The organism is Chryseobacterium sp. (assembly GCF_008831505.1).
Classification (GTDB): domain Bacteria; phylum Bacteroidota; class Bacteroidia; order Flavobacteriales; family Weeksellaceae; genus Marnyiella.
The window spans coordinates 2,128,356-2,151,179 of sequence record NZ_CP044507.1; the positions used below are offsets into that span (position 1 = coordinate 2,128,356).

23 protein-coding genes are annotated in these 22,824 nt (G+C 44.1%); 16 read left to right on the forward strand and 7 right to left on the reverse strand.

The genetic code is table 11. The features are described from left to right. Nucleotides 1-2 precede the first annotated feature (2 nt). Together F7R58_RS10005 and fmt are read left to right on the forward strand one after the other, a co-directional pair. Complete coding sequence (locus tag F7R58_RS10005) at nt 3-1,907, forward strand: ATP-dependent DNA helicase RecQ (protein WP_158064781.1); 1,905 nt, start codon at nt 3-5, stop codon at nt 1,905-1,907. Nucleotides 1,908-1,933: 26 nt separating this feature from the next. Next, on the forward strand, nt 1,934-2,884 hold the full coding sequence (fmt, locus tag F7R58_RS10010; protein ID WP_158064782.1) for a methionyl-tRNA formyltransferase: 951 nt from the start codon (nt 1,934-1,936) through the stop codon (nt 2,882-2,884). A gap of 53 nt (nt 2,885-2,937) precedes the next feature. Here fmt and F7R58_RS10015 read toward each other — a convergent pair whose 3' ends face one another. The 3 genes from F7R58_RS10015 to ruvX all read right to left on the reverse strand — a co-directional run bounded on the left by F7R58_RS10015 (nt 2,938) and on the right by ruvX (nt 4,560). Further along, the gene (locus F7R58_RS10015; RefSeq protein ID WP_158064783.1) at nt 2,938-3,498 is read right to left on the reverse strand and encodes a DUF5606 domain-containing protein; all 561 of its coding nucleotides are present in this window, start codon (nt 3,496-3,498) and stop codon (nt 2,938-2,940) included. 76 nt (nt 3,499-3,574) lie between these two features. Beyond that, the gene (def, locus tag F7R58_RS10020) at nt 3,575-4,147 is read right to left on the reverse strand and encodes a peptide deformylase (protein ID WP_158064784.1); all 573 of its coding nucleotides are present in this window, start codon (nt 4,145-4,147) and stop codon (nt 3,575-3,577) included. After that, nucleotides 4,144-4,560, reverse strand: coding sequence for a Holliday junction resolvase RuvX (ruvX, locus tag F7R58_RS10025; RefSeq protein WP_158064785.1), 417 nt, complete (start codon nt 4,558-4,560; stop codon nt 4,144-4,146). Before ruvX ends, def begins: the two co-directional genes overlap by 4 nt. A gap of 108 nt (nt 4,561-4,668) precedes the next feature. On the opposite strand from ruvX, the gene F7R58_RS10030 reads away from it, so the two are divergent. Further along, nucleotides 4,669-5,145: a SixA phosphatase family protein gene (locus F7R58_RS10030; protein ID WP_158064786.1), complete on the forward strand. Its 477-nt coding sequence runs from the start codon at nt 4,669-4,671 to the stop codon at nt 5,143-5,145. On the opposite strand, the gene rsmD is transcribed toward F7R58_RS10030, so the two are convergent. Further along, nucleotides 5,124-5,708: a 16S rRNA (guanine(966)-N(2))-methyltransferase RsmD gene (rsmD, locus tag F7R58_RS10035; protein WP_158064787.1), complete on the reverse strand. Its 585-nt coding sequence runs from the start codon at nt 5,706-5,708 to the stop codon at nt 5,124-5,126. The two genes, F7R58_RS10030 and rsmD, sit on opposite strands and share 22 nt — an antisense overlap. A 27-nt stretch (nt 5,709-5,735) precedes the next feature. Further along, complete coding sequence (locus F7R58_RS10040) at nt 5,736-6,452, reverse strand: DUF3822 family protein (protein WP_158064788.1); 717 nt, start codon at nt 6,450-6,452, stop codon at nt 5,736-5,738. 104 nt (nt 6,453-6,556) lie between these two features. Here F7R58_RS10040 and F7R58_RS10045 point away from each other — a divergent pair, with 104 nt between their 5' ends. Continuing rightward, the gene (locus tag F7R58_RS10045) at nt 6,557-6,868 is read left to right on the forward strand and encodes a DUF6370 family protein (RefSeq protein WP_158064789.1); all 312 of its coding nucleotides are present in this window, start codon (nt 6,557-6,559) and stop codon (nt 6,866-6,868) included. 1 nt (nt 6,869) lies between these two features. On the opposite strand, the gene F7R58_RS10050 is transcribed toward F7R58_RS10045, so the two are convergent. Further along, entirely contained in the window at nt 6,870-7,364 is a 495-nt protein-coding gene (locus tag F7R58_RS10050; protein WP_158064790.1) for a Smr/MutS family protein, read from the reverse strand. Continuing rightward, nucleotides 7,361-7,855 carry a metallophosphoesterase family protein gene (locus F7R58_RS10055; protein ID WP_158064791.1) on the reverse strand — a complete coding sequence of 165 codons (495 nt, stop codon included), beginning with the start codon at nt 7,853-7,855 and terminating at the stop codon, nt 7,361-7,363. The genes F7R58_RS10050 and F7R58_RS10055 overlap by 4 nt, the downstream gene beginning before the upstream one ends. 113 nt (nt 7,856-7,968) lie before the next feature. Here F7R58_RS10055 and F7R58_RS10060 point away from each other — a divergent pair, with 113 nt between their 5' ends. The 12 genes from F7R58_RS10060 (at nt 7,969) to F7R58_RS10115 (ending at nt 22,302) form a co-directional block, all read left to right on the forward strand. Continuing rightward, complete coding sequence (locus F7R58_RS10060) at nt 7,969-9,174, forward strand: pyridoxal phosphate-dependent aminotransferase (protein WP_158064792.1); 1,206 nt, start codon at nt 7,969-7,971, stop codon at nt 9,172-9,174. Nucleotides 9,175-9,200: 26 nt separating this feature from the next. Continuing rightward, nucleotides 9,201-10,220, forward strand: coding sequence for a UDP-N-acetylmuramate dehydrogenase (gene murB, locus F7R58_RS10065; protein ID WP_158064793.1), 1,020 nt, complete (start codon nt 9,201-9,203; stop codon nt 10,218-10,220). Nucleotides 10,221-10,420: 200 nt separating this feature from the next. Further along, nucleotides 10,421-11,626: an RsmB/NOP family class I SAM-dependent RNA methyltransferase gene (locus F7R58_RS10070; protein ID WP_158064794.1), complete on the forward strand. Its 1,206-nt coding sequence runs from the start codon at nt 10,421-10,423 to the stop codon at nt 11,624-11,626. 217 nt (nt 11,627-11,843) lie between these two features. Next, complete coding sequence (asnB, locus tag F7R58_RS10075) at nt 11,844-13,511, forward strand: asparagine synthase B (protein WP_158064795.1); 1,668 nt, start codon at nt 11,844-11,846, stop codon at nt 13,509-13,511. A gap of 172 nt (nt 13,512-13,683) precedes the next feature. After that, nucleotides 13,684-14,499, forward strand: a complete 816-nt coding sequence (locus F7R58_RS10080; RefSeq protein WP_158064796.1) for a hypothetical protein — start codon at nt 13,684-13,686, stop codon at nt 14,497-14,499. A gap of 100 nt (nt 14,500-14,599) precedes the next feature. After that, the gene (locus F7R58_RS10085) at nt 14,600-16,006 is read left to right on the forward strand and encodes an MFS transporter (protein ID WP_158064797.1); all 1,407 of its coding nucleotides are present in this window, start codon (nt 14,600-14,602) and stop codon (nt 16,004-16,006) included. 103 nt (nt 16,007-16,109) lie between these two features. Then, nucleotides 16,110-17,159 (forward strand): LLM class flavin-dependent oxidoreductase, encoded by a 1,050-nt coding sequence (locus F7R58_RS10090; RefSeq protein WP_158064798.1) that lies wholly within the window; start codon nt 16,110-16,112, stop codon nt 17,157-17,159. Between the two features lie 85 nt (nt 17,160-17,244). Further along, nucleotides 17,245-18,153 (forward strand): pirin family protein, encoded by a 909-nt coding sequence (locus F7R58_RS10095; protein WP_158064799.1) that lies wholly within the window; start codon nt 17,245-17,247, stop codon nt 18,151-18,153. 37 nt (nt 18,154-18,190) lie between these two features. Next, the gene (locus F7R58_RS10100) at nt 18,191-18,475 is read left to right on the forward strand and encodes a GNAT family N-acetyltransferase (RefSeq protein WP_158064800.1); all 285 of its coding nucleotides are present in this window, start codon (nt 18,191-18,193) and stop codon (nt 18,473-18,475) included. Nucleotides 18,476-18,720: 245 nt separating this feature from the next. Further along, nucleotides 18,721-20,304, forward strand: a complete 1,584-nt coding sequence (locus tag F7R58_RS10105) for a sodium:solute symporter (protein WP_158064801.1) — start codon at nt 18,721-18,723, stop codon at nt 20,302-20,304. Between the two features lie 90 nt (nt 20,305-20,394). Further along, the gene (locus tag F7R58_RS10110) at nt 20,395-21,246 is read left to right on the forward strand and encodes a transketolase (RefSeq protein WP_158064802.1); all 852 of its coding nucleotides are present in this window, start codon (nt 20,395-20,397) and stop codon (nt 21,244-21,246) included. 108 nt (nt 21,247-21,354) lie between these two features. Then, nucleotides 21,355-22,302, forward strand: coding sequence for a transketolase family protein (locus F7R58_RS10115; protein ID WP_158064803.1), 948 nt, complete (start codon nt 21,355-21,357; stop codon nt 22,300-22,302). The last annotated feature ends 522 nt before the right edge of the window (nt 22,303-22,824 follow it).

A 22,824-nucleotide genomic window follows, 5' to 3' on the forward strand; every position in this document is an offset into this window, starting at 1 on the left:
CCATGATATCCACGAGTGACTTTCAGAATCTTAAGCTGGAGACCTTAAAACACTTTTGGGGTCACACTGAATTCCGCGAACAGCAGGAGGAGGTTATAAATGAGGTTCTGTCCGGACACGACGTTGTGGCGCTGCTCCCAACCGGAGGCGGTAAATCAGTCTGCTATCAACTGCCTGCACTTCTTCTGCAGGGTACCTGCCTGGTCATATCTCCGCTGCTGGCACTTATGAGAGACCAGGTAAACCAACTGAAAAGCAACGGAATCGAAGCGGAGTACCTTTCTTCCGAACTCGAAGATTTTCAGAGCGAAATTATTTTCAGCCGCTGCCGGGACAATATCACGAAACTCCTCTACGTTTCACCGGAAAGACTGAACAATCCGGTTTTTCTGGAAAACATCCGCGATATTGAACTGTCCTTCATCGCGGTGGATGAAGCACACTGTATCTCCGAGTGGGGTCAGGATTTCAGACCCAGTTATCAGAACATCCGTTCATTTCGTGCCGCCTACCCGGGACTCGCCTGCCTGGCACTTACCGCAACAGCAACGCCAAAGGTCCTTAAAGAAATCACAGACAGACTGGAGTTGAAAAACGCTTCCATTTACAGGAAAAGCTTCCGTCGGGAAAACATTAAAATCTACACCGATAAGATTGCTGACAAATATCAAAGAATCTACGATCTTCTTCGTTTTACAAAAAATGCAGGCCTTATTTACACCCGCACCCGGCGGGAGGCAGAGGAACTGACCCGCTTCCTGAGAAGTAAGAACATCACGCACGTAGATTACTATCATGCAGGCCTGAGCCTGAAAGAAAAACGCCTCAGGCAGCAGCACTGGCTTCAGTCACGTGATCAGGTCTTGGTGTCCACGAACGCTTTTGGGATGGGAATTGACAAGGACAGTGTGCGCTTCGTTATTCATTACTCCTGTCCCGCAAGCCTGGAAAACTATTTCCAGGAAATTGGAAGAGCCGGCCGGGACGGCTTGGAAAGTTATGCTTTCCTTTTATGGAACGAGCAGGAATTTGATGCGTTCGACCAGCTTATTAAGTATCAGACTCCGGACAAAAGGGAGTTTCAGGTAATTGTTACTTATTTGTATTCCCTTTTCCAAATTGCGGATAATGACCTTCCTGAGAAAACATTTCAGCTTCATATCGATACCTTACGCAGATTAACCAAATCATCTACGGGGAAAATCAGGAACATCCTTAATTTTATGCATAATCAGGAACTTATCTATGTAAACAGTCATAAAAGTCTGTCCTCGCTGGAACTGAAACTGTTGCCGGACGAAATAGACCAGCTTCCAAAAAAAGATGCCTATTTCCTGGAATTACTGCTGCGTAATCTGGCGGGAATCTCTGCCCGAAAAGTGATGTTCAGTGAAGCTAATTTAAGTTCGAAGATGGGGGTTGATACCCTGCTTCTCAAAGAGCGCATACGCGAACTGCAGGCCGGCGGTCATCTGGAATATATAGACGGGGCACTAGCCAGCATCAAATTCCTTCAGCACCGGAATGACCGGCTTCTTGCCTCAAAATACTGGCAGCTGTTTTATCAGATTCAAAAAAACAAACTTCAGAAATGGGAGGAGATGAAGTTTTATGTGCGGAACAGAGAACATTGCAAAATGCGTATGATCCTTTCCTATTTCGGTGAAAAAAAACCTGTAAACTGCGGAAAATGTGTAGTGTGCGAATCCCGTAAAGGACATTCACCAAAATCTGTAACCGACGAAATTTTAACGGTGCTCGGCCGTCAGGCATGTACAGCAGATGAGATCGCCATTCAGCTTAATTTCTATGAAAAGGAAAAAATCCTGGAACAACTGATTCTTCTGCTTGATGCCGGAAAGGTAAAGATGCTTAATTTCCGTACCTATGCATTGGCCCAACATTAATTTTTAATTATACTTTGTACTAAATCATGAAATCATTAAGAGCCGTCTTTTTCGGGACACCTGAATTCGCAGCTGCCAGCCTTAAGGCCATCCATGAATCTTCGCACAAGATCGTGGGCGTTGTTACCGTGCCTGATAAAGCTAGTGGACGCGGACAGAAAATAACCGAATCAGCCGTAAAAAAATATGCTGCTCAACAGCAGTTTCCTGTCTTTCAACCCGAAAAACTGCGGGACAGTGAGTTTCTGGATCAGATGAGAAAACTGGACGCCGATGTTTTCGTAGTGGTGGCATTCCGGATGATGCCAAAGGTCCTTTTTGAACTGCCCAGACTGGGCACTTTCAATCTGCATGCCTCATTATTGCCGGATTACCGGGGTGCAGCTCCCATCAATTATGCCATTATCAACGGTGAAACAAAAACCGGCATTACAACATTTTTCATCAACGAAAAGATAGACGAGGGCAACATATTGCTGCAACATGAGGTGGAAATAAACCCGGAGGACAATGCCGGTTCGCTGCATGACCGTTTGATGGAAGAAGGAGCTCAATTAGTGGTGCAGACTATGGACCGACTAGCTGAAGGAAACCTGACAGAGCAACCTCAGCAGGAAAAAAAAGAAGTTAAAAATGCGTTCAAAATTTTCAAAGAAGATACACGTATCAACTGGCAACAGGACGCGCAGACCGTACATAATTTTATCCGTGGACTTTCTCCCTACCCCTGCGCATTTACGAAACTGAAGATTGGCGGAGAAGAAAAGACCTTTAAGATTTTTTCCGGCAGCACAGAAAGCACCGACAGCCAGGAACCAGCGGCTAATCTGTATGTGGACCGAAAGAACTTTAAGATTATGACCGGTAAAGGTTGGTATTTGCCTGCGGAAGTACAGTTGGAAGGTAAAAAAAGAATGGGGATTAAAGATTTCCTGAATGGCCTGGGATCTTACGATAATATTTTACTTATTCAATAAAAAAACCGTTGCTGAATTTCGGCAACGGTTTTTATATGCAGACGGAAATTGAATTATCCCTGTTTTCTGTGTGTACTTTTAGGGGCAGATTTAGCTGCTGACGTAGAGGCCTTTACCTTTGGAGCACTTGGCTTTTCGGCCTTTGCTGTTGCAGCTTTCTTTTCAGCAGGTTTCAGCTCTACTTTTTCTTCATTAGCCTCAGTTCCGGTTTCTTCGGACCTTTTGAAGCTGTCCTGATGGATAAAGCCTGCTTTATGAAGAATGTTGTACCACTGTGCCAGCTTCTTGATATCGGAAACGTAGACTCTGTCCTTATCATAATCCGGAAGGGCTGTTTGCATAAACGTTCTGAGTTCAGCTTCACCGGACTTATGTGAAAGGGTTTCAGTATATCCGTTGGATGTGGCAATATTTTCAAAAACCTCAAAAAGCGGAACTTCCCTGTCCGTGGTAAACATAGCAATATTGTCCAGCAGACTTACCTGGCTGGAGTTACCAATGCTTACTTTCTTCTTGGTACTTACATCCTCAATTATAAAGCCGTTCTTCAGTTGTGAAACCAGCTTAAAAAGTCCCGGTTTTCCGGAAATTGAAATAATTTTCTCTAACTCCATAGTCTTTATTTAAAATTTAGTTACGTGCGGTTACGCAACCTATTGACATTAATACTTTACTAAATAGGTGGGTGCCCTATTTAGGAAACCTCATCTTATAGTCTACATTTACATCTCCCTGCATGATCCTGGACAACTTGCCCTTTACCAGTTTTTTCTTGAGTGAAGAAAGATGGTCCGTGAAGAGAATACCCTCAATATGATCATATTCGTGCTGGATAACCCGGGCACGAATATCGGAAAAAGTTTCGGTATGCTTTACAAAATTCTCGTCAAAATATTCGATAAGGATGGTTTCCTGCCGCTTCACATCTTCGCGTACATCCGGGATGGAAAGGCATCCTTCATTGAACTTCCATTCTGGTCCGCTTTCTTCCAGAATTCTGGCATTGATGAATACTTTTCTGAAGTTCTTCAGTTCCTCAGCAATATCTGCATAATCCTCATCTTCCGCCAGTGGACGTACATCTACGCAGAAAAGACGGATATCCAACCCGATCTGCGGAGCAGCCAGACCAATACCGTGTGCACTGTACATGGTCTCATACATATTCTCAATCAATTCCTTAAGATTGGGGTAATCTTTATCAATATCCTGCCCTTTTTTTCTTAGGACCGGATCTCCAAATGAACGGATGGGTAATATCATTTCTGTATCTGTTGTAAATAATTCTGTAAAATAATGGTGGCACTCACTTTGTCGATCAAGGCCTTATCCTCTCTTTTTTTCTTGCTTTTACCACTTTGTGAAATATAAAGCGAGGCAAGTTTAGAGGTAAAGCGCTCATCCATGCGATTAACAGGAATTCCGGGAAATTTCGCTTCAAAGACTTTAATGAAAGCCAGGATATCTTTTTCCACCTCGGAAGGTTCTCCCTGCAGATTGGTAGGAAGTCCCACTACAATCGCATCCACCTTGTAGGTCTGGAAATAATTATTCAGGAAGTCAAAAAGCTTGGCATTTTCCACAGTCTCCAGACCGCTTGCAATAATCTGCATATCATCAGTTACAGCAACGCCTACTCTTTTCTTTCCGTAATCAATTCCCATGATCTGTCCCATGGGCGCAAATTTACTAATTTTATGTGGTTCAGGGCGGTCCAATTTAAGTATACAAAATGTATTATGAAAAATTATTTATAATTTTAGTACTCCAAATCAACACATTAAATGAAAAAACTGATACTTGTTCGGCATGCAAAAAGCGACTGGCCTGAAAACACCGACGATTTTAACCGTCCGCTGGCTACCCGCGGTCATACAGATGCCCAAAAGATGGCCCATTACCTTAAAAGTAAGGCTATTGATATTGAGCAGTTAATTACAAGTCCGGCCTTGCGGGCAAAAAGTACCTGCGAAATTTTTGGCGAAACCTACTGTAAAGAATTCCTGACAGACGAAAAACTGTACCAGCCCTCGGAGAGGAATATTATGTCCGTACTCTACGATCTGGACAATGAGGTGGGCTCTGTGGCTTTATTTTCACATAACAATGGCATCTCCAACTTTGCCAATACCATGACGGAAGATGTATTTCTCTTTCCTACATGTGGCGTAGCCGGTTTTGAGGTGAACTGCAGTTCCTGGCTGGATTTTGAGGCTGCCGATAAAAAACTGATCTTCTTCTACGAACCCGAATCCATCTGACCGGATACCGGCGGGTTGGGTGCAATAAAGGAAAAACTTAAATTTCCGTACTTTCTGGTGTCTGTGATATTCTCATGAACGGGAACATTCTTTGCGGGATGCTCCAGCACGAAGACGCCGTTTTCCTTCAGATAATTGTTGTTCAGCACCAGGGAAATTAATTCCGAATACTTCCTCTCGTCCATATTGAATGGCGGGTCCGCAAAGATCAGGTCATACTGCTTCCGGTTGCGGTTTTTTTTCAGCCAGTCGAAGGAATCTCCCCGCTGTACATTAATCTGGAGCTGCATTTCCAGTTCTGCCGCTGTACTGTTAATAAATCCGGCATGCTTTGCATTCATTTCCACAGCCGTCACATCCTGGCATCCACGTGAGGCCAACTCCAGGGAAATGGAACCTATACCTGCAAAAAGATCGAGTGCGGACACGTAGGACAGGTCAAAACGGTTTTCAAGCATGCTGAAAAGAGCTTCCTTGGCAAAATCCGTGGTGGGCCGGACATCAAAATTTTTGGGTGCCGAGATCCTCTTGGCTTTCCACTTTCCCGCTATGATTCTGAACATATTTCGTTTTTTAGGATCCGCAGCGCATTAGGAATTAACCAGAAATCTGCGTTTTGGAAGGTTATCAAACACGATCTTCAGGTTCCTTACAAATTTCTGAAGTTCGGATATAAAGGTTTCGTTTTCCGATGTTTCCCCGTAAACAAAGAACCGCGTCTCGCCCAGACCGAAACCAATCTTACTTAGGCTGAACATGATAAAGTAAAGAAAATCCACTTCAGAGTTCACATCGAGGTTATTATAAAGAATCACCTTTCGGCTTTCCAGCGCAAAAAATTCACACTGATTGTTGTAAAGGTTGATATGAATTTCCTTGCCGCCCTTCGGGGTGAGCGTGTTCAGGAACTTCTCTCCGGAAAAATTAAACTGTGCCGGTATATGGGTCTGCTTGATCTGCGTGTACAAATCTTTGGGAAAAGTATAGTAGAACTGCACCTTAAACTTTTTGTTTACGCTCAGCATCAACTCCTCCGCCTCCTTCTCTACGGGTGAATTATATGAAATAAGGTCCAGCCCAAGATCATGGCGGTCAAATCCTTCCGGCATCAGCGAAAAGTGATTAAGTGCCGAAAGTACAGTGACAGAAGCGTACTTCCTCTCTAAAATTTCCGCCAGTTTTTCACTGATGGAAGCTTGCGGCATTTCCTCATTCACGAAGAAAGACGATTCAGAAAGGACGCTTTTGTTACGGAGAATCTGGTAGAAAAGCCCGTCGCGGGTGAAAAGTAAATTTAATTTTTCCATCTTGAAGTGGACAAATTTATTAAATAATTCCCGGCTTCGGAAGTGAGGCCTGTTTTATTACAGGATATTTGTTAACTTAGCATCTGATAAATAAACATTTAACGATGAAAAAGGCTGCGTTCATATTACTGTTATTTCTTAGTTCACTTGTATTTGCTCAGAAAAAAATTCAGGACCGCATAGTGCCCGCATCATGCGGAATGTGTCAGTTCAAACAGAAAACCGATAAAGGCTGTGTGCTTTCAGTAAAGATAGACGGCAAGGTATACACAGTTGCCGGTACGGGCATCAATGACCATGGCGATGCTCACGCAGCCGATGGGTTCTGCAATAAAGTCAGGAAAGCCAAAGTTTCGGGAGAAATAACAGGAAGTGTGTTTGTGGCATCAAAATTCAGTTTGATTCCCCTGGAGTAATTCAGTCAAATTTTACCGTCACGGAGCCGGACTCATGATGGAGGATGGCATTATTGTAATATTCCAGTCCTGTCTGTGCGCTCAGCACATCATGCACCATTTGCTGTAGTACGCCGTCACCGATTCCGTGTATTACCTCAAGGTTTTTCAGATGGTTTTTGCGGCAGAAATCCAGTGTTTCAATCAGTTTTTCCCTTTGCATAAACAATCTTTCAAAGCTGCTGTAGCGTGATGTATCTTTCACAATGTTGTCAAAATGCAGATCCAGTATCAGGGGTTTCTTATTATGTTTTTTTGATGATTTCTTTGGCATTTCCTTTTTTACCACTATCTCCAAACCTTCATAGATAGAAGGATTCTGCAGCACTAGTTGATTTTTCTGATATTGGTGGGTAAATCCGTGCGTGTCCCGGAAAACCACAGTTTCGCCATGTACTGAAGTTATTGTGCCTGCCAAATCGTCGTCCAGCACGGAAACATGGTCACCTATTTTCATTTTGGTCCGAGTTCAATGATTTCCAGTTTATCTATAGTTCCGCTGCACACCTCAAATCGCATCATCGTACGCATTTTATGCCAGCCTTGCCTGCCGCATGCGCCCGGGTTAAGATGAAGAAGCTGATTTTCCCTGTCAAACATGGCTTTCAATATATGCGAATGCCCGGAAATAAAAAGTTTGGGAGTCTTAATACTGATTTCTTTTTTCGCCAGCGGCGAATACTTTCCGGGATAACCTCCAATGTGAATCATCATCACTTCCACACCTTCACAGTTGAAGCGGTTGACTTCGGGAACGCATTTGCGGATTGGCTCACCGTCTATATTACCATACACGCCCGTCAGCGGCTTCAGGCTTTCCAGTGCTGTTAGTACATCCAAACTGCCAAAGTCTCCGCAGTGCCATACCTCATCGGCTTCACCGGCATAATCCAGGATACGCTGATCTATATATGAATGGGTATCCGACAGCAGTAAAATTTTCTTCACTTTGCAAAATTATTAAAATTCAAACTTGCACACTTCGGTTTCAACTACATTATGCGGCAACTAACAAATCGGGGGTGCGGAAAATTTCCTACTTTTGTAAAAAATCTGAATCAATGCCTAAGATATCCACCAGAGCTGCGGAAATGCCCGCTTCACCAGTTAGAAAACTCGTTCCTTACGCCCTGCTGGCCAAGCAGAAAGGAATAAAGGTATATCACCTCAATATTGGTCAGCCGGATATTGACACCCCCCAAAGTGCAATAGACGCACTGAAAAATATTGACCTTAAAGTACTGGAATATGCACTGTCCGAAGGCAATCTGGAATACCGCACCGCGCTTAAGGATTATTATCACTCTTTAGGATTTACAGACCTTACCACAGACAATTTTATCGTGACAAACGGTGGCTCCGAGGCGTTGAATTTTGCCCTTTCCACCCTTTGCGACGATGGCGATGAGGTAATTATTCCCGAACCGTATTACGCCAATTATAACGGTTTCACAAGCACTTTCAACATAAAGGTGGTAGCCATCCCGTCCACCATTGATACTGGATTTGCGCTCCCTCCAATTGAGGAATTTGAAAAAAAGATCACTCCAAAGACACGTGCAATCATCATCTGCAACCCCGGCAACCCCACCGGTTACCTGTATACCCGCGAAGAGCTGCAGCAACTGGCAGATATTGCGCTGAAGCATGACATCGTTATTATTTCTGATGAAGTTTATCGCGAATATGTTTATGACGGCAAGCAGCAAATTTCAATGTTCGATTTTCCTGAATTAGCTGAAAACTGTATCATCATCGATTCCGAGTCCAAGCGTTATTCCATGTGTGGCGCCCGGATCGGCTGCATGATCACCCGTTCCAAAACCATCCACGATGCAGCCATGCTGTTTGCTCAGGCCAGGCTTTCGCCTGTTCTTTTGGGTCAGATCGCGGCTACCGCCGCACATAGAGATGATGCGGCCTATATCATGCAGGTCCGCAGTGAATATACCCACAGGAGAAACGTCCTTGTGGATTTATTGAACGGAATCCCGGGTGTAATCTGCCCGAAGCCCAAAGGGGCATTTTACTGTGTGGCCGAACTTCCTGTGGATGATTCAGAAAAATTCGCTCAGTGGTTGCTGGAACATTATTCCAGTAACAACGAAACCGTAATGGTTGCACCCGCAGGTGGTTTCTACAGTGATCCGGAACTGGGCAAAAAACAGGTTCGTATTGCCTACGTACTGAAAGAAGAAGATTTACGCCGCAGTGTAGAGCTCCTGAACGATGCACTTCAAAAATACCGGGAGGAATTCAGCCTTTAGGTACCGCCATTTACTTCCCCAACAGTATGATCTTATTTGAAAATCATTCCCTAAAAGAACACAACACTTTTGGGGTCGATGTTTCCGCACGATACTTCGCAGTGGTTGCTACCCTGCAGGATTTAATAGCTGCATTGGATTTTGCGAAAAGCAACAATCTGCCAACACTGATGCTCGGTGCCGGTTCCAATGTGCTTTTCACAAAAGATTTTGAAGGTATTGCCATACAGATTAACTTTAAGGGTATAGAAGAAATTATTCTAAGTGAAGATAAGGTCCTGGTTAAAGCCCGGGCTGGAGAAAACTGGCATTTTTTTGTGGAATACTGCCTTCAGAAAGATTATGGTGGTTTGGAAAACCTGTCGCTTATTCCCGGCAACGTAGGAACTTCTCCTATGCAGAACATCGGTGCTTACGGCACGGAAATCAAAGATACTTTTGTAAGTTGCCTTGTTTTAGACCTTGAGACCCTGGCAACTGAGGAATTCAACCATGAAAAATGCAGGTTTGGATACCGCGATTCTATATTCAAGCAGGAAGGCAAAGGAAAATACGTTATCCTGGAAGTCACTTTTAAACTAAGCAGAAGAAACCATGTCATCAAGGCAGGATACGGCGCCATTCAGTCGGAACTTGAAAAAATGGGGACACTCAATCCTACTGTTCAGGACATCGCTGCTGCTGTCATCAGTATCCGCAAAAGTAAATTGCCCGATCCTGCAGTACTTGGAAATGCCGGCAGTTTTTTTAAAAATCCGGTTATAACCGCAGAACACTTTGCTAAGGTACAGCAACGCTACCCGGATTTACCGTCTTATCCTGCTGGCGACCTGATAAAAGTGCCGGCCGGCTGGTTGATAGAGCAGTGTGGCTGGAAAGGAAAACAAATTGGCAATGTGGCCTGTCATGATTTGCAGGCCTTGGTGATTGTCAATAAAACCGGCAAGGCATCTGGACAGGAAATTTTCGATTTTTCTGCTATGATCATTGATTCGGTGAAAGAGAAATTTGGTATTGAGCTCGAAAGAGAAGTAAATATAATCTAATTATTCCGCTGCCAACTAACTGAAATTTCCTAAGCATAATGCTAATGCGGATGGAGACATCATCACATCCGCGCATCACACATCATCACATCAGCAAATCATCACACCTCCCTCTACCTCATCACCCCATCTTCTGTACATTCTTCAAATTATCACTATTTTTGCAAAGCCTTATCAACTTCTAAGGCAAATACCACTTTATGGAACTCATACACCGCAACTTACTGATTGGTATCCACGATGCATTACAGGAAACCTTCTTTCAGGAAAGAAAATATGCCGACAAGGTAATTGAAAGACTTCTTAAAGCTCATAAAAAATGGGGCAGTGAAGACCGCAAAGTCGTTTCGCAGATTTTCTATGACATTATCCGCTGGAAAAAACGCCTGGAATACTATATGGGAGAGGGCGTAAAGCCGAACAATGTTTACAAACTGATACTTGCGTACTGTCTTTGGAGCAAGACCCATTATAAAAAATTTGAGGAATTTGACGGTATCAAGACAGCCGATATCCTTACCAAGCTGAAGAAAAACACCGTTCCGAACAAGGCAATTGAACATTCCATCCCGGAATGGCTGGCCGGTACGCTGGAGAAGGAGCTGGGCAGCGGTTGGGAGCGTGAAATGAACGCACTGAATGAACAGGCACCCACCATTTTACGGGCTAACACATTGAAAACGACCGCTAAAGAGCTTGTTTCCGACCTCAAGGATGAAGATGTGGAAAGTTTCCAGATACGCAACTACCCGGACGCCGTTCAGCTGGAGGAAAAGAAAAATGTTTTCCTTACCTCCGCCTTCAAAGACGGACTTTTTGAAGTTCAGGATGCCTCCTCGCAGAAAATTGGTGAACTGCTCGATGTTCAGGAAGGTATGCGCGTTGTTGATGCATGCGCCGGCGCGGGTGGTAAAACACTGCATCTGGCCGCTTTGATGAAAAATAAAGGTCAGATTATCGCTCTGGATATTTATGAATGGAAACTGGCCGAATTAAAACGCCGCGCAAAGCGGGCCGGTGCTCACAATATTGAGACAAGGTTTATTGAAGATAATAAAGTAATCAAGCGCCTGCACGAAAAAGCAGACCGACTTCTTATAGATGCACCCTGTTCCGGGCTGGGCGTACTGAAAAGGAACCCGGACTCCAAATGGAAAATTGACCAGGATTTTATAGACCGCATTAAGCAGGAACAGCAGCAAATCCTTCAGGACTACTCAAAAATGCTGAAGAAAGGCGGAAAGATGCTGTATGCCACCTGTTCCATTTTACCAAGTGAGAACAACGAGCAGGTAGAAATTTTCCTGAAGAACAATCCGGAATTCAAACTTATAAAAGAAGAGAAAGTGATGCCCAGCGATGGTTTCGACGGATTTTACATGGCGCTTATGGCACGTAACCTCTGAAAACCAGACTAATTAAATTATTAAACAGCTTTCGGGCTGTTTTTTTTGTGAAAAATTTTTCGCGGGGACATTATGAAAACCTTATCAAATTAATTTTTTACACATAATTTCGTTTAAACAGTCCCTTTATTTCATAAATAATGATTTTTATTTTGTAATATTAAGTATATTGATAAGTTTGTATTAAATATAACTACTAACCAAATAACTTTTTATTATGTGTGGAATCGTTTGCTTGCTTGATGCAAAACAGAAAACAGAAACATTAAGGCCCCAAATCCTTCAGATGTCCCGAAAAGTTCGCCACCGCGGTCCCGACTGGAGCGGCATTTTCCAGGATGAGCGGGTGATCTTCTCCCACGAAAGGCTGGCCATCGTAGATCCCACCTCCGGAAAACAACCCCTTTTTACCAAAGACGGAAAAGTAGTGCTGGCAGTAAACGGGGAAATATATAATCACCGCGAGCTGCGTGCTGAGTTTCCGGACTATGAATTCCTTACGCAATCGGACTGCGAAGTAATTCTGGCTCTCTACCGCAGGCATGGGAAGGATTTTCTGGAAAAACTGAACGGCATATTTGCCTTCGCCCTTTATGATTCCGAAACAGGAGTTTATCTGGTTGGTCGTGACCATATGGGTATTTGCCCGCTTTATCAGGGTTGGGACCGTAACGGAAATTATTATGTAGCCTCTGAACTGAAAGCCCTGGAAGGAGTCTGCAAATCGATTAAGGTATTTCTGCCGGGCCACTATCTGTTCAGTGCCGAAGGTTTTGAAATGCAAAAATGGTACAGCCGTGGCTGGGAGGACTACGACAGTGTTAAAGAGAATCAAACTGACATCAGTAAAATCCGGCAAGGCTTGGAAGCCGCGGTGCACCGCCAGCTCATGAGTGATGTTCCCTATGGGGTTTTGTTAAGCGGTGGTCTGGACTCGTCTATTATTGCTGCCGTAACAGCCAAGTACGCCCGCAACCGTATTGAAAGCGGTGATCAGGAGGAAGCCTGGTATCCGCGCCTGCACAGTTTTGCTGTAGGTCTGCAAGGCTCGCCCGACCTTGTTGCAGCACAAAAAGCCGCAGATCATATTGGTTCCATACATCATGAAGTCCATTTTACTGTACAGGAAGGTCTGGATGCAATCCGCGATGTTATCTATCATCTGGAAACCTATGACGTTACAACTGTAAGAGCATCTACGCCTATGTACCTTCTGGCCAGGGTAATTAAATCCATGGGAATTAAAATGGTACTTTCCGGTGAAGGCAGCGACGAACTTTTTGGTGGATATCTTTACTTCCATAAAGCACCCAATGCAAAGGAATTCCATGACGAAACCGTAAGAAAATTAAGTAAACTGCACCTTTACGACTGTCTTCGGGCCAACAAAGCGCTTATGAGCTGGGGCATTGAAGGTAGGGTTCCGTTTCTGGACAAAGAGTTTATGGATGTGGCGATGACTGTAAATCCAGCCGACAAGATGATCAGTCTGGCAAATGGCCGGATGGAAAAATACATACTCAGGAAAGCATTTGAAGATTTGTTGCCGGACAGCATTGCGTGGCGGCAGAAAGAGCAGTTCTCAGACGGCGTAGGATATTCCTGGATCGATTCGCTTAAAGAGGCAGCCGAAAAAGAAGTTTCTGATGAGATGATGGTCAATGCAAAATTCAGATTTCCGCTTAATACTCCGCAAAATAAGGAAGAGTACCGCTACAGAACGATTTTTGAGGAACACTTCCCGAGTGAAAATGCTGCCGCTACAGTTCCGTCTGTACCTTCTGTTGCCTGTTCAACGCACATTGCTTTGGAGTGGGATGAAGCCTTTAAAAACTTAAGTGACCCAAGTGGCCGCGCTGTAAATGTGCATGAGGAGTCATATTAACAAATCCATTTTAGTGGCTTAAAAAAATAAGAACATTAAAACACTGATAATGTGGACGTTTCGTTCAGCAAATCTGAATAATGGCAAAATATTAAATTTGAATTTTAACAAATGCGCCCAAAGATTATCCAATAATTAACTATATTTGGAAAATACTTAACAATTCAAAAAAATGAGAAGAAACTTAATTCTACTTTTTACTGCATTGCTGGCTTTTAACTTAAACTTTGCACAAAATAAGTTTGAGTCCGTAATGAATTCAAAAAAACTGGGCGTTTCATACAAAAATGTAAAATCCAAGGATAAAGAAGATTTCTACCAGCAATATTTCTGGCTTACAAAGGTTGAGGAATTGCAGGCTTACCCCCATCTAAAGGAAATTAAGCCTCGGGTACTTTATTCTTTTGTAAAGGAAATTATGCCTCAAATCCCTACAAAAACCCTTACTAAAGAAAACAGGAAGTACAGGGAAGATGCCGAACTTTCACTGGACCAGTATTTCAAGAACAAAGACTGGACTAATCCGGTGATGGCGCTTAACCTGCGTACTTACGTAGATCCTCAAAATGAGAAATATTTCTCAGTCGTTAAGCCTGAAAGTGTGGTTACCATGCTTCCTAAGAAGCTATATTCGTTCACATCTGCCAATCAGAAAACACAGGAGCAGAAAATTTACTATATGTGGATCGATGAAGATGATTATAAGATTGTGGACATTGTACCTGACCCTAAGAAAAATGAAGTGTTTTACACTGAACTGAAGAGCATCCTGCCTAATTATTCATTCCCAAACTTTGTTCCCGAAAGTGCTAAAATGGGCGACAAGAAAGTGAAGAGCGATGCCGACTATTATTACATCACTGCCTTTCAGGTAGGAAATGACAACATTGTTTACAAAACTCTTGATTTTGAGGATTATATTTTTGTGAGATATAAGAAAGATGGCGGTCCGTGGACTGACGTGGAACACAGAGACAAGAAATATTAAAATGAAACCTGCCTGATCCGGCAGGTTTTTTTTTGTATCGCTTTAAAGGATTTTAAACTACCGGCCATTTTTTAGGTTCATTTTTTGATAACACCTGTTGATGCCCAATTCCACAAAGACTTTCGATACCCCAACTAAAAGAATTCTACCCTTCATCCTTGCGACGGCAATTTTCATGCAGATGCTGGACTCCACGATCCTGAACACATCTTTACCTTCCATTGCCGCAGATCTGCGCGAATCGCCGCTGGATATGCAGAACACGATTATCAGCTACGTTCTCACACTGGCACTGTTCATGCCTGTAAGTGGTTTTTTGGCAGATAAATTCGGCACAAAGAAGATATTTATATTTTCCATTATTGTATTCAGCCTGGGATCTCTGTTTTGCGCAGCATCTCAAAACCTCACTCAACTTGTTATTTCGCGGGTTGTACAGGGAATTGGAGGCAGTCTGATGACTCCGGTAGGCCGTCTGGCGCTGATTAAAACTTATGACAGGAACGAACTTTTGCCGGCACTTAATTATGCCATTGTTCCGGCCTTAATCGGTCCGGTGCTGGGTCCTCTTGTAGGTGGATATATGGTAGATTATCTCTCATGGCACTGGATATTCCTCATCAATATACCTATAGGATTAACCGGCATTTTCCTGAGCCTAAAATACATGCCCGACTATAAATCGGCTGAAATCAGTTTTGATCTGAAAGGCTTCCTTATTTTCGCTTCGGCCTCGCTGCTTCTTTCAGTGGCTCTTGAACTTTTCGGAACCAGCACGCGTACCACTCCTGTGCTGCTTATTTTTGTACTTGGATTCCTGATGATCTACTACTATTACCGACATGCAAGCAAGACTACCGATCCGATTTTTCCGTTAAATCTGTTTCAGGTCCGCACCTTCAGAGTAGGCGTTTTGGGAAATCTGGCCACACGCCTGGACATCAGTTCAGTGCCGCTGCTCCTGCCACTCATGATACAGATCGCCTACGGCCAAAGCGCAGTGATATCGGGCTGGATTGTAGCACCCATGGCACTGACAGCCATGTTTGGAAAATCGTCTGTTATTAAGATTCTGAACAGATTCGGCTATAGAAAAACACTGATGATCAATACTTTCATTATCGGATTCCTGATTTGCTGTATGGCTCTACCAAATATTAACACGTCCATCTGGTGGTTTCTGCCTATCATAGCCATCCTCGGCTTTTTCAATTCCATACAGTTCACCTCCATGAATACCATTTCCCTGGCCGACCTGCGAAACAGCCATACAAGCAGCGGAAACTCACTGCTGGCAGTAAACCAACAGCTGGCCATCGGTTTCGGTATTGCTTTCGGGCTTATCGTACTCAAGATTTTTGAAGGTAACGCTGCATTGATGCACGGGAATCCCCATCTGGCTTTCCGATACACCTTTATCGTGGTTGGTATACTGACCATATTTTCAGGTTTTGTCTTCCGCCGGCTTCACTACCGCGATGGCGAAAACATGCGGTCCGCCCAATAATAACAAAAGCTGCTTAAGACACCGGGCTGCAACTTCTTAACTTAAGTCAATGTACAGGCAGTAAAGGAAGGATATATTTGTATAAACATTAAATCCGACATCAATGAGTAAAAAGATAGAATTCGGTCTGATGACCTTCGCCGATGCCGCACCTGAAACAGCTGCAAACACAGGCCTCAATGCGCAGCAGAGAATTAAGGATCTGCTGGAGGAAATAAAACTGGCAGATGAACTTGGAATAGAAATATACGGAGTAGGCGAGCATCACCGCCCAGATTACGCTGTATCGTCACCAACAACAGTGCTGGCTGCAGCGGCTGCCATTACCAAAAATATAAAACTCACCTCTGCAGTTACCGTTCTGAGTTCCGAAGATCCTGTGCGGGTTTACCAGCAGTTTGCCACCGTAGACGCTATCTCAGGCGGCCGGGCTGAAATTATGGCCGGTCGGGGTTCTTTTATTGAATCCTTCCCTCTTTTTGGGTATGACCTGGACCATTATAACGAACTTTTTGAAGAAAAACTGAATCTTCTGTTGGAAATTAACAAATCAGAAATCGTAAACTGGTCCGGACAGCACCGTGCTTCCATAAACAATCTGGGAGTTTATCCACGTGCAGTGGAGGGTGAAATCCCCGTTTGGCTGGCTGCCGGAGGAACACCGGCCTCAGCAATCCGGGCTGCAAAACTGCATTTGCCGCTCATGCTGGCCATCATTGGCGGTATGCCACAACAGTTTACTCCGTTTATAAACCTTTATAAAAAAACTGCTCTGGAAAATGGTGTGAAGTCCGAAGACCTACAAATAGGCATTAACAACCATATGTACATTGGTGAAGACGGTGAAAAAGTCGCTGATGAATACTATCCTTACTATGCGCAGATGATGGACCGTGTAGGCAGAAGCCGTGGGTGGCAGCCGATGACCCGTCAGCAGTTTGAATTCATGCGTTCACCGGAAGGTTCATTGTTGGTTGGCAGCGTGGGGCAGGTGGTGGACAAAATCGTATACGAACATCAACTTTTTGGATTTACACGTTTCCTGGGTCATGCCAGCCTGGGCTTCGTGCCGCATGAGCTTACCATGAAGTCCATTGAACTTTATGCTACTCAGGTGATACCGGAAGTTAAGCGCCGACTGGGGGTTCTTTAAAACATCTGATCTATTTTTGCTAAATTCGTGTCTGAGTCTTCCAGAATTGGTATAACTCAGAGTTCCACTATTAAAACATTTCACCATGTCTAACCTTGGATTAATCATTGAAGAAAAAGCCGCAGATATCGGCAATTTTCTGGTGGGCCGCCTACTGCCTTTCCGCGAGAAAAGAGCGGTCGGACCCTTTGTATTTATAGACCATATGGGTCCCGCGGCACTGAAGGATTACCAGAATCTTGATGTCGCACCGCACCCACATATCGGACTTTCTACGCTTACCTATCTGCTGGAAGGAGCCATACAGCATAAAGACAGTCTCGGAAACGACTTGGAGATACAGCCGGGAGCGGTAAACTGGATGACAGCGGGGAAAGGTGTAGTACATTCTGAAAGAACTCCTGAATACCTGAGAAACACTGAAAAACATCTGCACGGATTCCAGATTTGGGTAGGACTTCCCAAAGATCTTGAACAGAGTGAACCCAGTTTTCATCACACCGAAGCAGCTGATGTTCCCGGCTGGATAGATGACGGCTTGCGCTACAAACTTATTGCAGGTGAACTATCTGGCAAAAAATCACCTGTACCGGTTCACTCGCCACTTTTCTTCCTTGAAATTAACAGTACCGGAAGACAGAAAGTGAATATTGGAGGTGAACTTTTCGGCGAAGTGGCAATGTATGTTCTGGAAGGAACGGTAACAGTGGACGGACAGGTTTTCGGTGGTCAGCAACTGTTAATAGCTAAGGATGCAAAACTCTGCGAATTTGAAATGAGTGACAAGGCGACCGTTTATCTTTTTGGCGGTGAACCCTTTCCTGAAGAGCGGTATATATTCTGGAACTTCGTAAATTCCGATAAAGAGGTTATAGAAAAGGCTACGGAGAACTGGCATCAGCAAAACCATGAGGCATTTCCTTTGGTTCCGGGTGATACAGATGATTACGTGCCTTTGCCGGAGGCAGTTCTCAAGTCGAGACTTTCAAGGTAAATTCTTAAACCAGTTAAACACTAAACAAATAAACGATATGACTGAAATTAAACACGAAAACGATGGCCATAAGGGAGCATTCAACCTGTATGTAGACGGAAAAAAGGCCGGCAGCATGACCTACACCGGCGCGGGGGACGATAAGTTTATCATAGACCATACGGAAGTTGATGAAGCGTACAACGGTCAGGGTCTGCCGAAAAAGCTGGTATTTGTAGGCGCGGAATATGCACGGGAAAACGGAAAGAAAATCATTCCGCTTTGCACGTATGCGAAGTCGGTATTCCAGAGAAATAAAGAAATTCAGGATGTGCTGGCGTAATCCAAAACTATTTTAGCCAATCTAACCTTTCCCTGCCGGAAAGGTTTTTTTTATTTCTACCCCGCGCCCCGGATTGAACGGCCTGTCTGAGCTCTTGCGGTGCAAAAAAAATCTTTTTTTGCACCGCAAAGCGAGTAGTGAAAGCCGGATAAGGCGCCCAAATAATTGCACAACCTTCTTTCCCGACCCGAATTAGCGTCCGAATAGTCACAAAAAACTATATTTGCGACACTAAAATGTAATTAATGAATTCCGCCACAATACTGATTCTGTTTGTATTTGCCTATTTTATCGGGCTGCTTGTCATCGCCTACCTGACCAGCCGTAACGCTGATAACCAGTCGTTTTTTATCGGGAACAAGAAAAGTAAATGGTGGCTTGTGGCTTTCGGAATGATCGGGACGAGCCTAAGCGGCGTCACCTTTATTTCGGTACCCGGAACGGTGGGGAAAATGACAACCGGTGAATATCCTTTTGGCGGTTTCGAGTACTATATGATGGTCATCGGCTTTTTCCTGGGCTATTTTATTGTGGCTTTTGTGCTGCTGCCGCTGTATTACAGAATGAACCTGACCTCCATTTACACTTACCTGGGCCGACGGTTCAACGTGGAGGCGCATAAAATCGGGTCCCTGTTCTTTATCATTTCACGCTCCATTGGCGCCACAGCCCGCCTGTACCTGGTGGTGAACGTGCTCCAGATTTTCCTGCTTCAGGCACTCGGTGTACCGTTTTGGGTTACGGCCGGTGTTATTTTACTCATGGTCCTGCTTTACACTTTTGAAGGCGGTGTGAAGACCATCGTGATTACTGATACGCTGCAGACCTCTTTTATGATCCTGAGTCTTGTGGCGTGCATCATCTTTATCCTTTCGAACCTGAACCTGTCTTACGGTGAAGCCTATACTATACTTGCCGACAAGGATTATACGCATCTCATCAATACGGATATCAACTCCAAAACTTTCTTCCTGAAAACGGTTCTGGGCGGGATGTTTATCACCATCGCTATGACGGGTCTGGACCAGGAAATGATGCAGAAAAACATTTCTGTGGACAACCTTAAGAATTCCAAAAAGAACATGCTCACCTTCGCCGGTACGCTGCTGATCGTAAATCTGGCTTTCCTGTTCCTGGGTGGCTTGCTTTACCTGTTTGCCATGGAAAACGGCGCGGTGTACAGTCAGGTTGTTGATGTTGTAAACGGCAAGCAGAACATCACCAATGTATTCGGCTTCCCGGATGCCGCTACCGGGAACATCACCAATATTATGGGCGATGACCTCTTCCCGGCACTTTCTTTACAGGGGTATTTCCCGCTGTTTATTGCGGTTATATTTATTATCGGATTAATTTCAGCTTTATTTCCTTCCGCCGACGGTGCGCTTACGGCCGTTACCAGTTCTTACTGTGTGGATTTGCTGAACATAAACGAAGACCAGACGAAAACCGAGAAGCAGAAAAAAAGACTCCGGATGAAGATTCATCTCATTTTTACTGTTATTTTCTTTGCGCTCATCATGATTTTTAAAGCCATCAACGATAAGTCGATTGTTTACCTGATTATGGAAGTGGCCGGATACACCTACGGTCCGCTGTTGGGTCTGTTTGCCTTCGGCATCCTGACCAGGTTCAGGATTACTAAAAAATACAGCATCATCGCTGTTACTTTGCTGGCGCCGGTGCTCACATACCTGATTAACTATCTGGTGACACAAAACAGCGATTACAGGATAGGCGTGGAACTGATTATGATAAACGGGCTACTGACCTTCATAGGGTTGTGGCTCATCCGCGACCGCAGCACCCACCTGAAGGTTGTGGAGTAACAATTTGAGATCCTGCTTTTTAAGGCAGGATTTTTTAGTTTCACCAAGCCGTCAATTATTTGTAAATTTGCACGCAAATAAATCGATATAATGAGTAAAAGTATTGAAGAGCTGAAATCTCTTACAACACAAATCAGAAGAGACATTTTGAGGATGGTGCACGCCGTTAATTCCGGCCATCCTGGCGGAAGCCTTGGCTGTACAGAGTACTTCACCGCACTGTACGGTAAGGTGATGAACTACAAACTGCCGTTTACGATGGAAGGTAAAGGTGAGGATCTGTTCTTCCTTTCCAACGGGCACATTTCGCCGGTATTCTACTCTACTCTGGCAAGATTTGGATTTTTCCCGGTTGCAGAACTGGGTACATTCAGAAAACTGAACACCAGATTACAGGGACACCCTACCACTCACGACAATTTACCGGGCGTTAGGATCGCTTCAGGTTCATTGGGTCAGGGACTGTCGGTGGCTGTAGGCGCGGCACTGGCTAAGAAAATGGATGGCGACGATGCGCTGGTGTACACGCTGCACGGCGACGGTGAACTGCAGGAAGGGCAGATTTGGGAAGCTCTGATGTTTGCTGCTCATAATAAAGTAGATAATTTAATTGCAACCATTGACTATAACAACAGGCAGATAGATGGTGATACCGACGATGTTTTAAGTCTGGGAGATCTGCATGCAAAACTGGAAGCTTTTGGCTGGAAAGTGCTGAATGAGAAGAACGGTAACGACCTGGAGACCGTGATTTCAATCCTGGAACGTGCGAAACAGGAAACAGGAAATGGTAAACCAGTAGCTATTATTCTTCATACCGAAATGGGCTTTGGGGTAGATTATATGATGGGAACCCACGCGTGGCACGGAAAAGCGCCAAACGACGAGCAGCTGGACACAGCCTTCAAACAGCTTTACCTGGAAGGTCCTGCTGATTACTAAATCGCTTTTGGCTTTCAGCAACTCGCTTTAGACCGATTTAACACACTCAATTCTAACCACAAACCCGCAAGAAGCCTAATGCAAAAAGCTGATTGCAAAAATTAAGTCATGAAATACCAAGTTTTAGATAATAAAGATACAAGAAGCGGTTTCGGTGCCGGACTGGCCGAACTTGCTGATACTAACCCCAACGTCGTAGCGCTTTGCGCAGACCTCATCGGCTCCCTGAAGATGGAAAAGTTCATCGAAAAAGCACCGGAACGGTTCATACAGGTAGGAATTGCCGAAGCCAATATGATGGGAATTGCCGCCGGACTTACCATTAACGGGAAAATTCCTTTCACAGGAACCTTCGCCAACTTCTCTACCTCACGAGTGTACGACCAGATCCGTCAGTCCATTGCCTACTCCGGCAAGAACGTGAAGATCTGTGCATCCCACGCGGGACTTACTTTAGGTGAAGACGGCGCTACACACCAGGTTCTGGAGGATATAGGAATGATGAAAATGCTTCCCGGAATGACGGTAATCAACACCTGCGATTACAACCAGACCAAAGCGGCCACATTGGCGATAGCCGATTTCGAAGGTCCTGTGTACCTTAGGTTCGGACGTCCTGTTGTGCCGGTTTTTATTCCGGAAGACATGCCGTTTGAAATTGGCAAAGGAATTATGCTGCAGGAAGGAACCGATGTTACCATCGTAGCTACCGGGCACCTGGTTTGGGAGTCTCTGGTTGCGGCTGATCAGCTTGAAAAGGAAGGAATTTCGTGCGAGGTGATCAACATCCACACAATCAAACCTCTGGACGAAGAAATCATCCTGAGATCAGTGGAAAAAACCGGAAGGATTGTTACAGCCGAAGAACACAACTACCTTGGAGGTTTAGGCGAATCTGTAGCCGGAATGCTCGCCAGAAAAAGACCGACCATCCAGGAATTTGTAGCTGTGAATGACACCTTCGGTGAATCTGCAACTCCGGCAGAACTCATGAAGAAATACGAAATTGATGCTGATGCTGTAAAAGCCGCTGTGAAGAGGATTATGTCCAGATAACTTTTTCTGAAATACATTTTAAAACACGTCTTCGGGCGTGTTTTTTTTTATTTTTACAATAGTTATTTCGAAAAAATAAACTTACACTACATATCGATGAAAATTTTCTTTTTCTTTTTAGCGCTAATACTGATTTCCTGTAATATCTCCAAAAAAACTTATAAACCCGTTACTACAGGACCAAATTGTAGATAACAATCAACCTTATCAATATCATAAAAACCGGCTTCAGTTAAGCAATTCTGTTAAAAAACAGTACGAACAAACTGTTATCTTATTAAATGGAAAGGAGATCGGTTATGACAAATTCAGTCAACTACTGAAAAACAAGAAAATAAATTCTATTGAAAGTATTTTTGATAAAGATAAAATAGAGAATTTAGGTTACTATTATAAGCAGGTGAAAAGAGTATTGTTGACTAGCAATTAAATTCACCGCTCTTTGGAAATTTCCAAAAAATCCTACCATTCACCTTAAAAATCCTATAATTCCACTTTCAATTAAGATAATTTGGTCAGTCA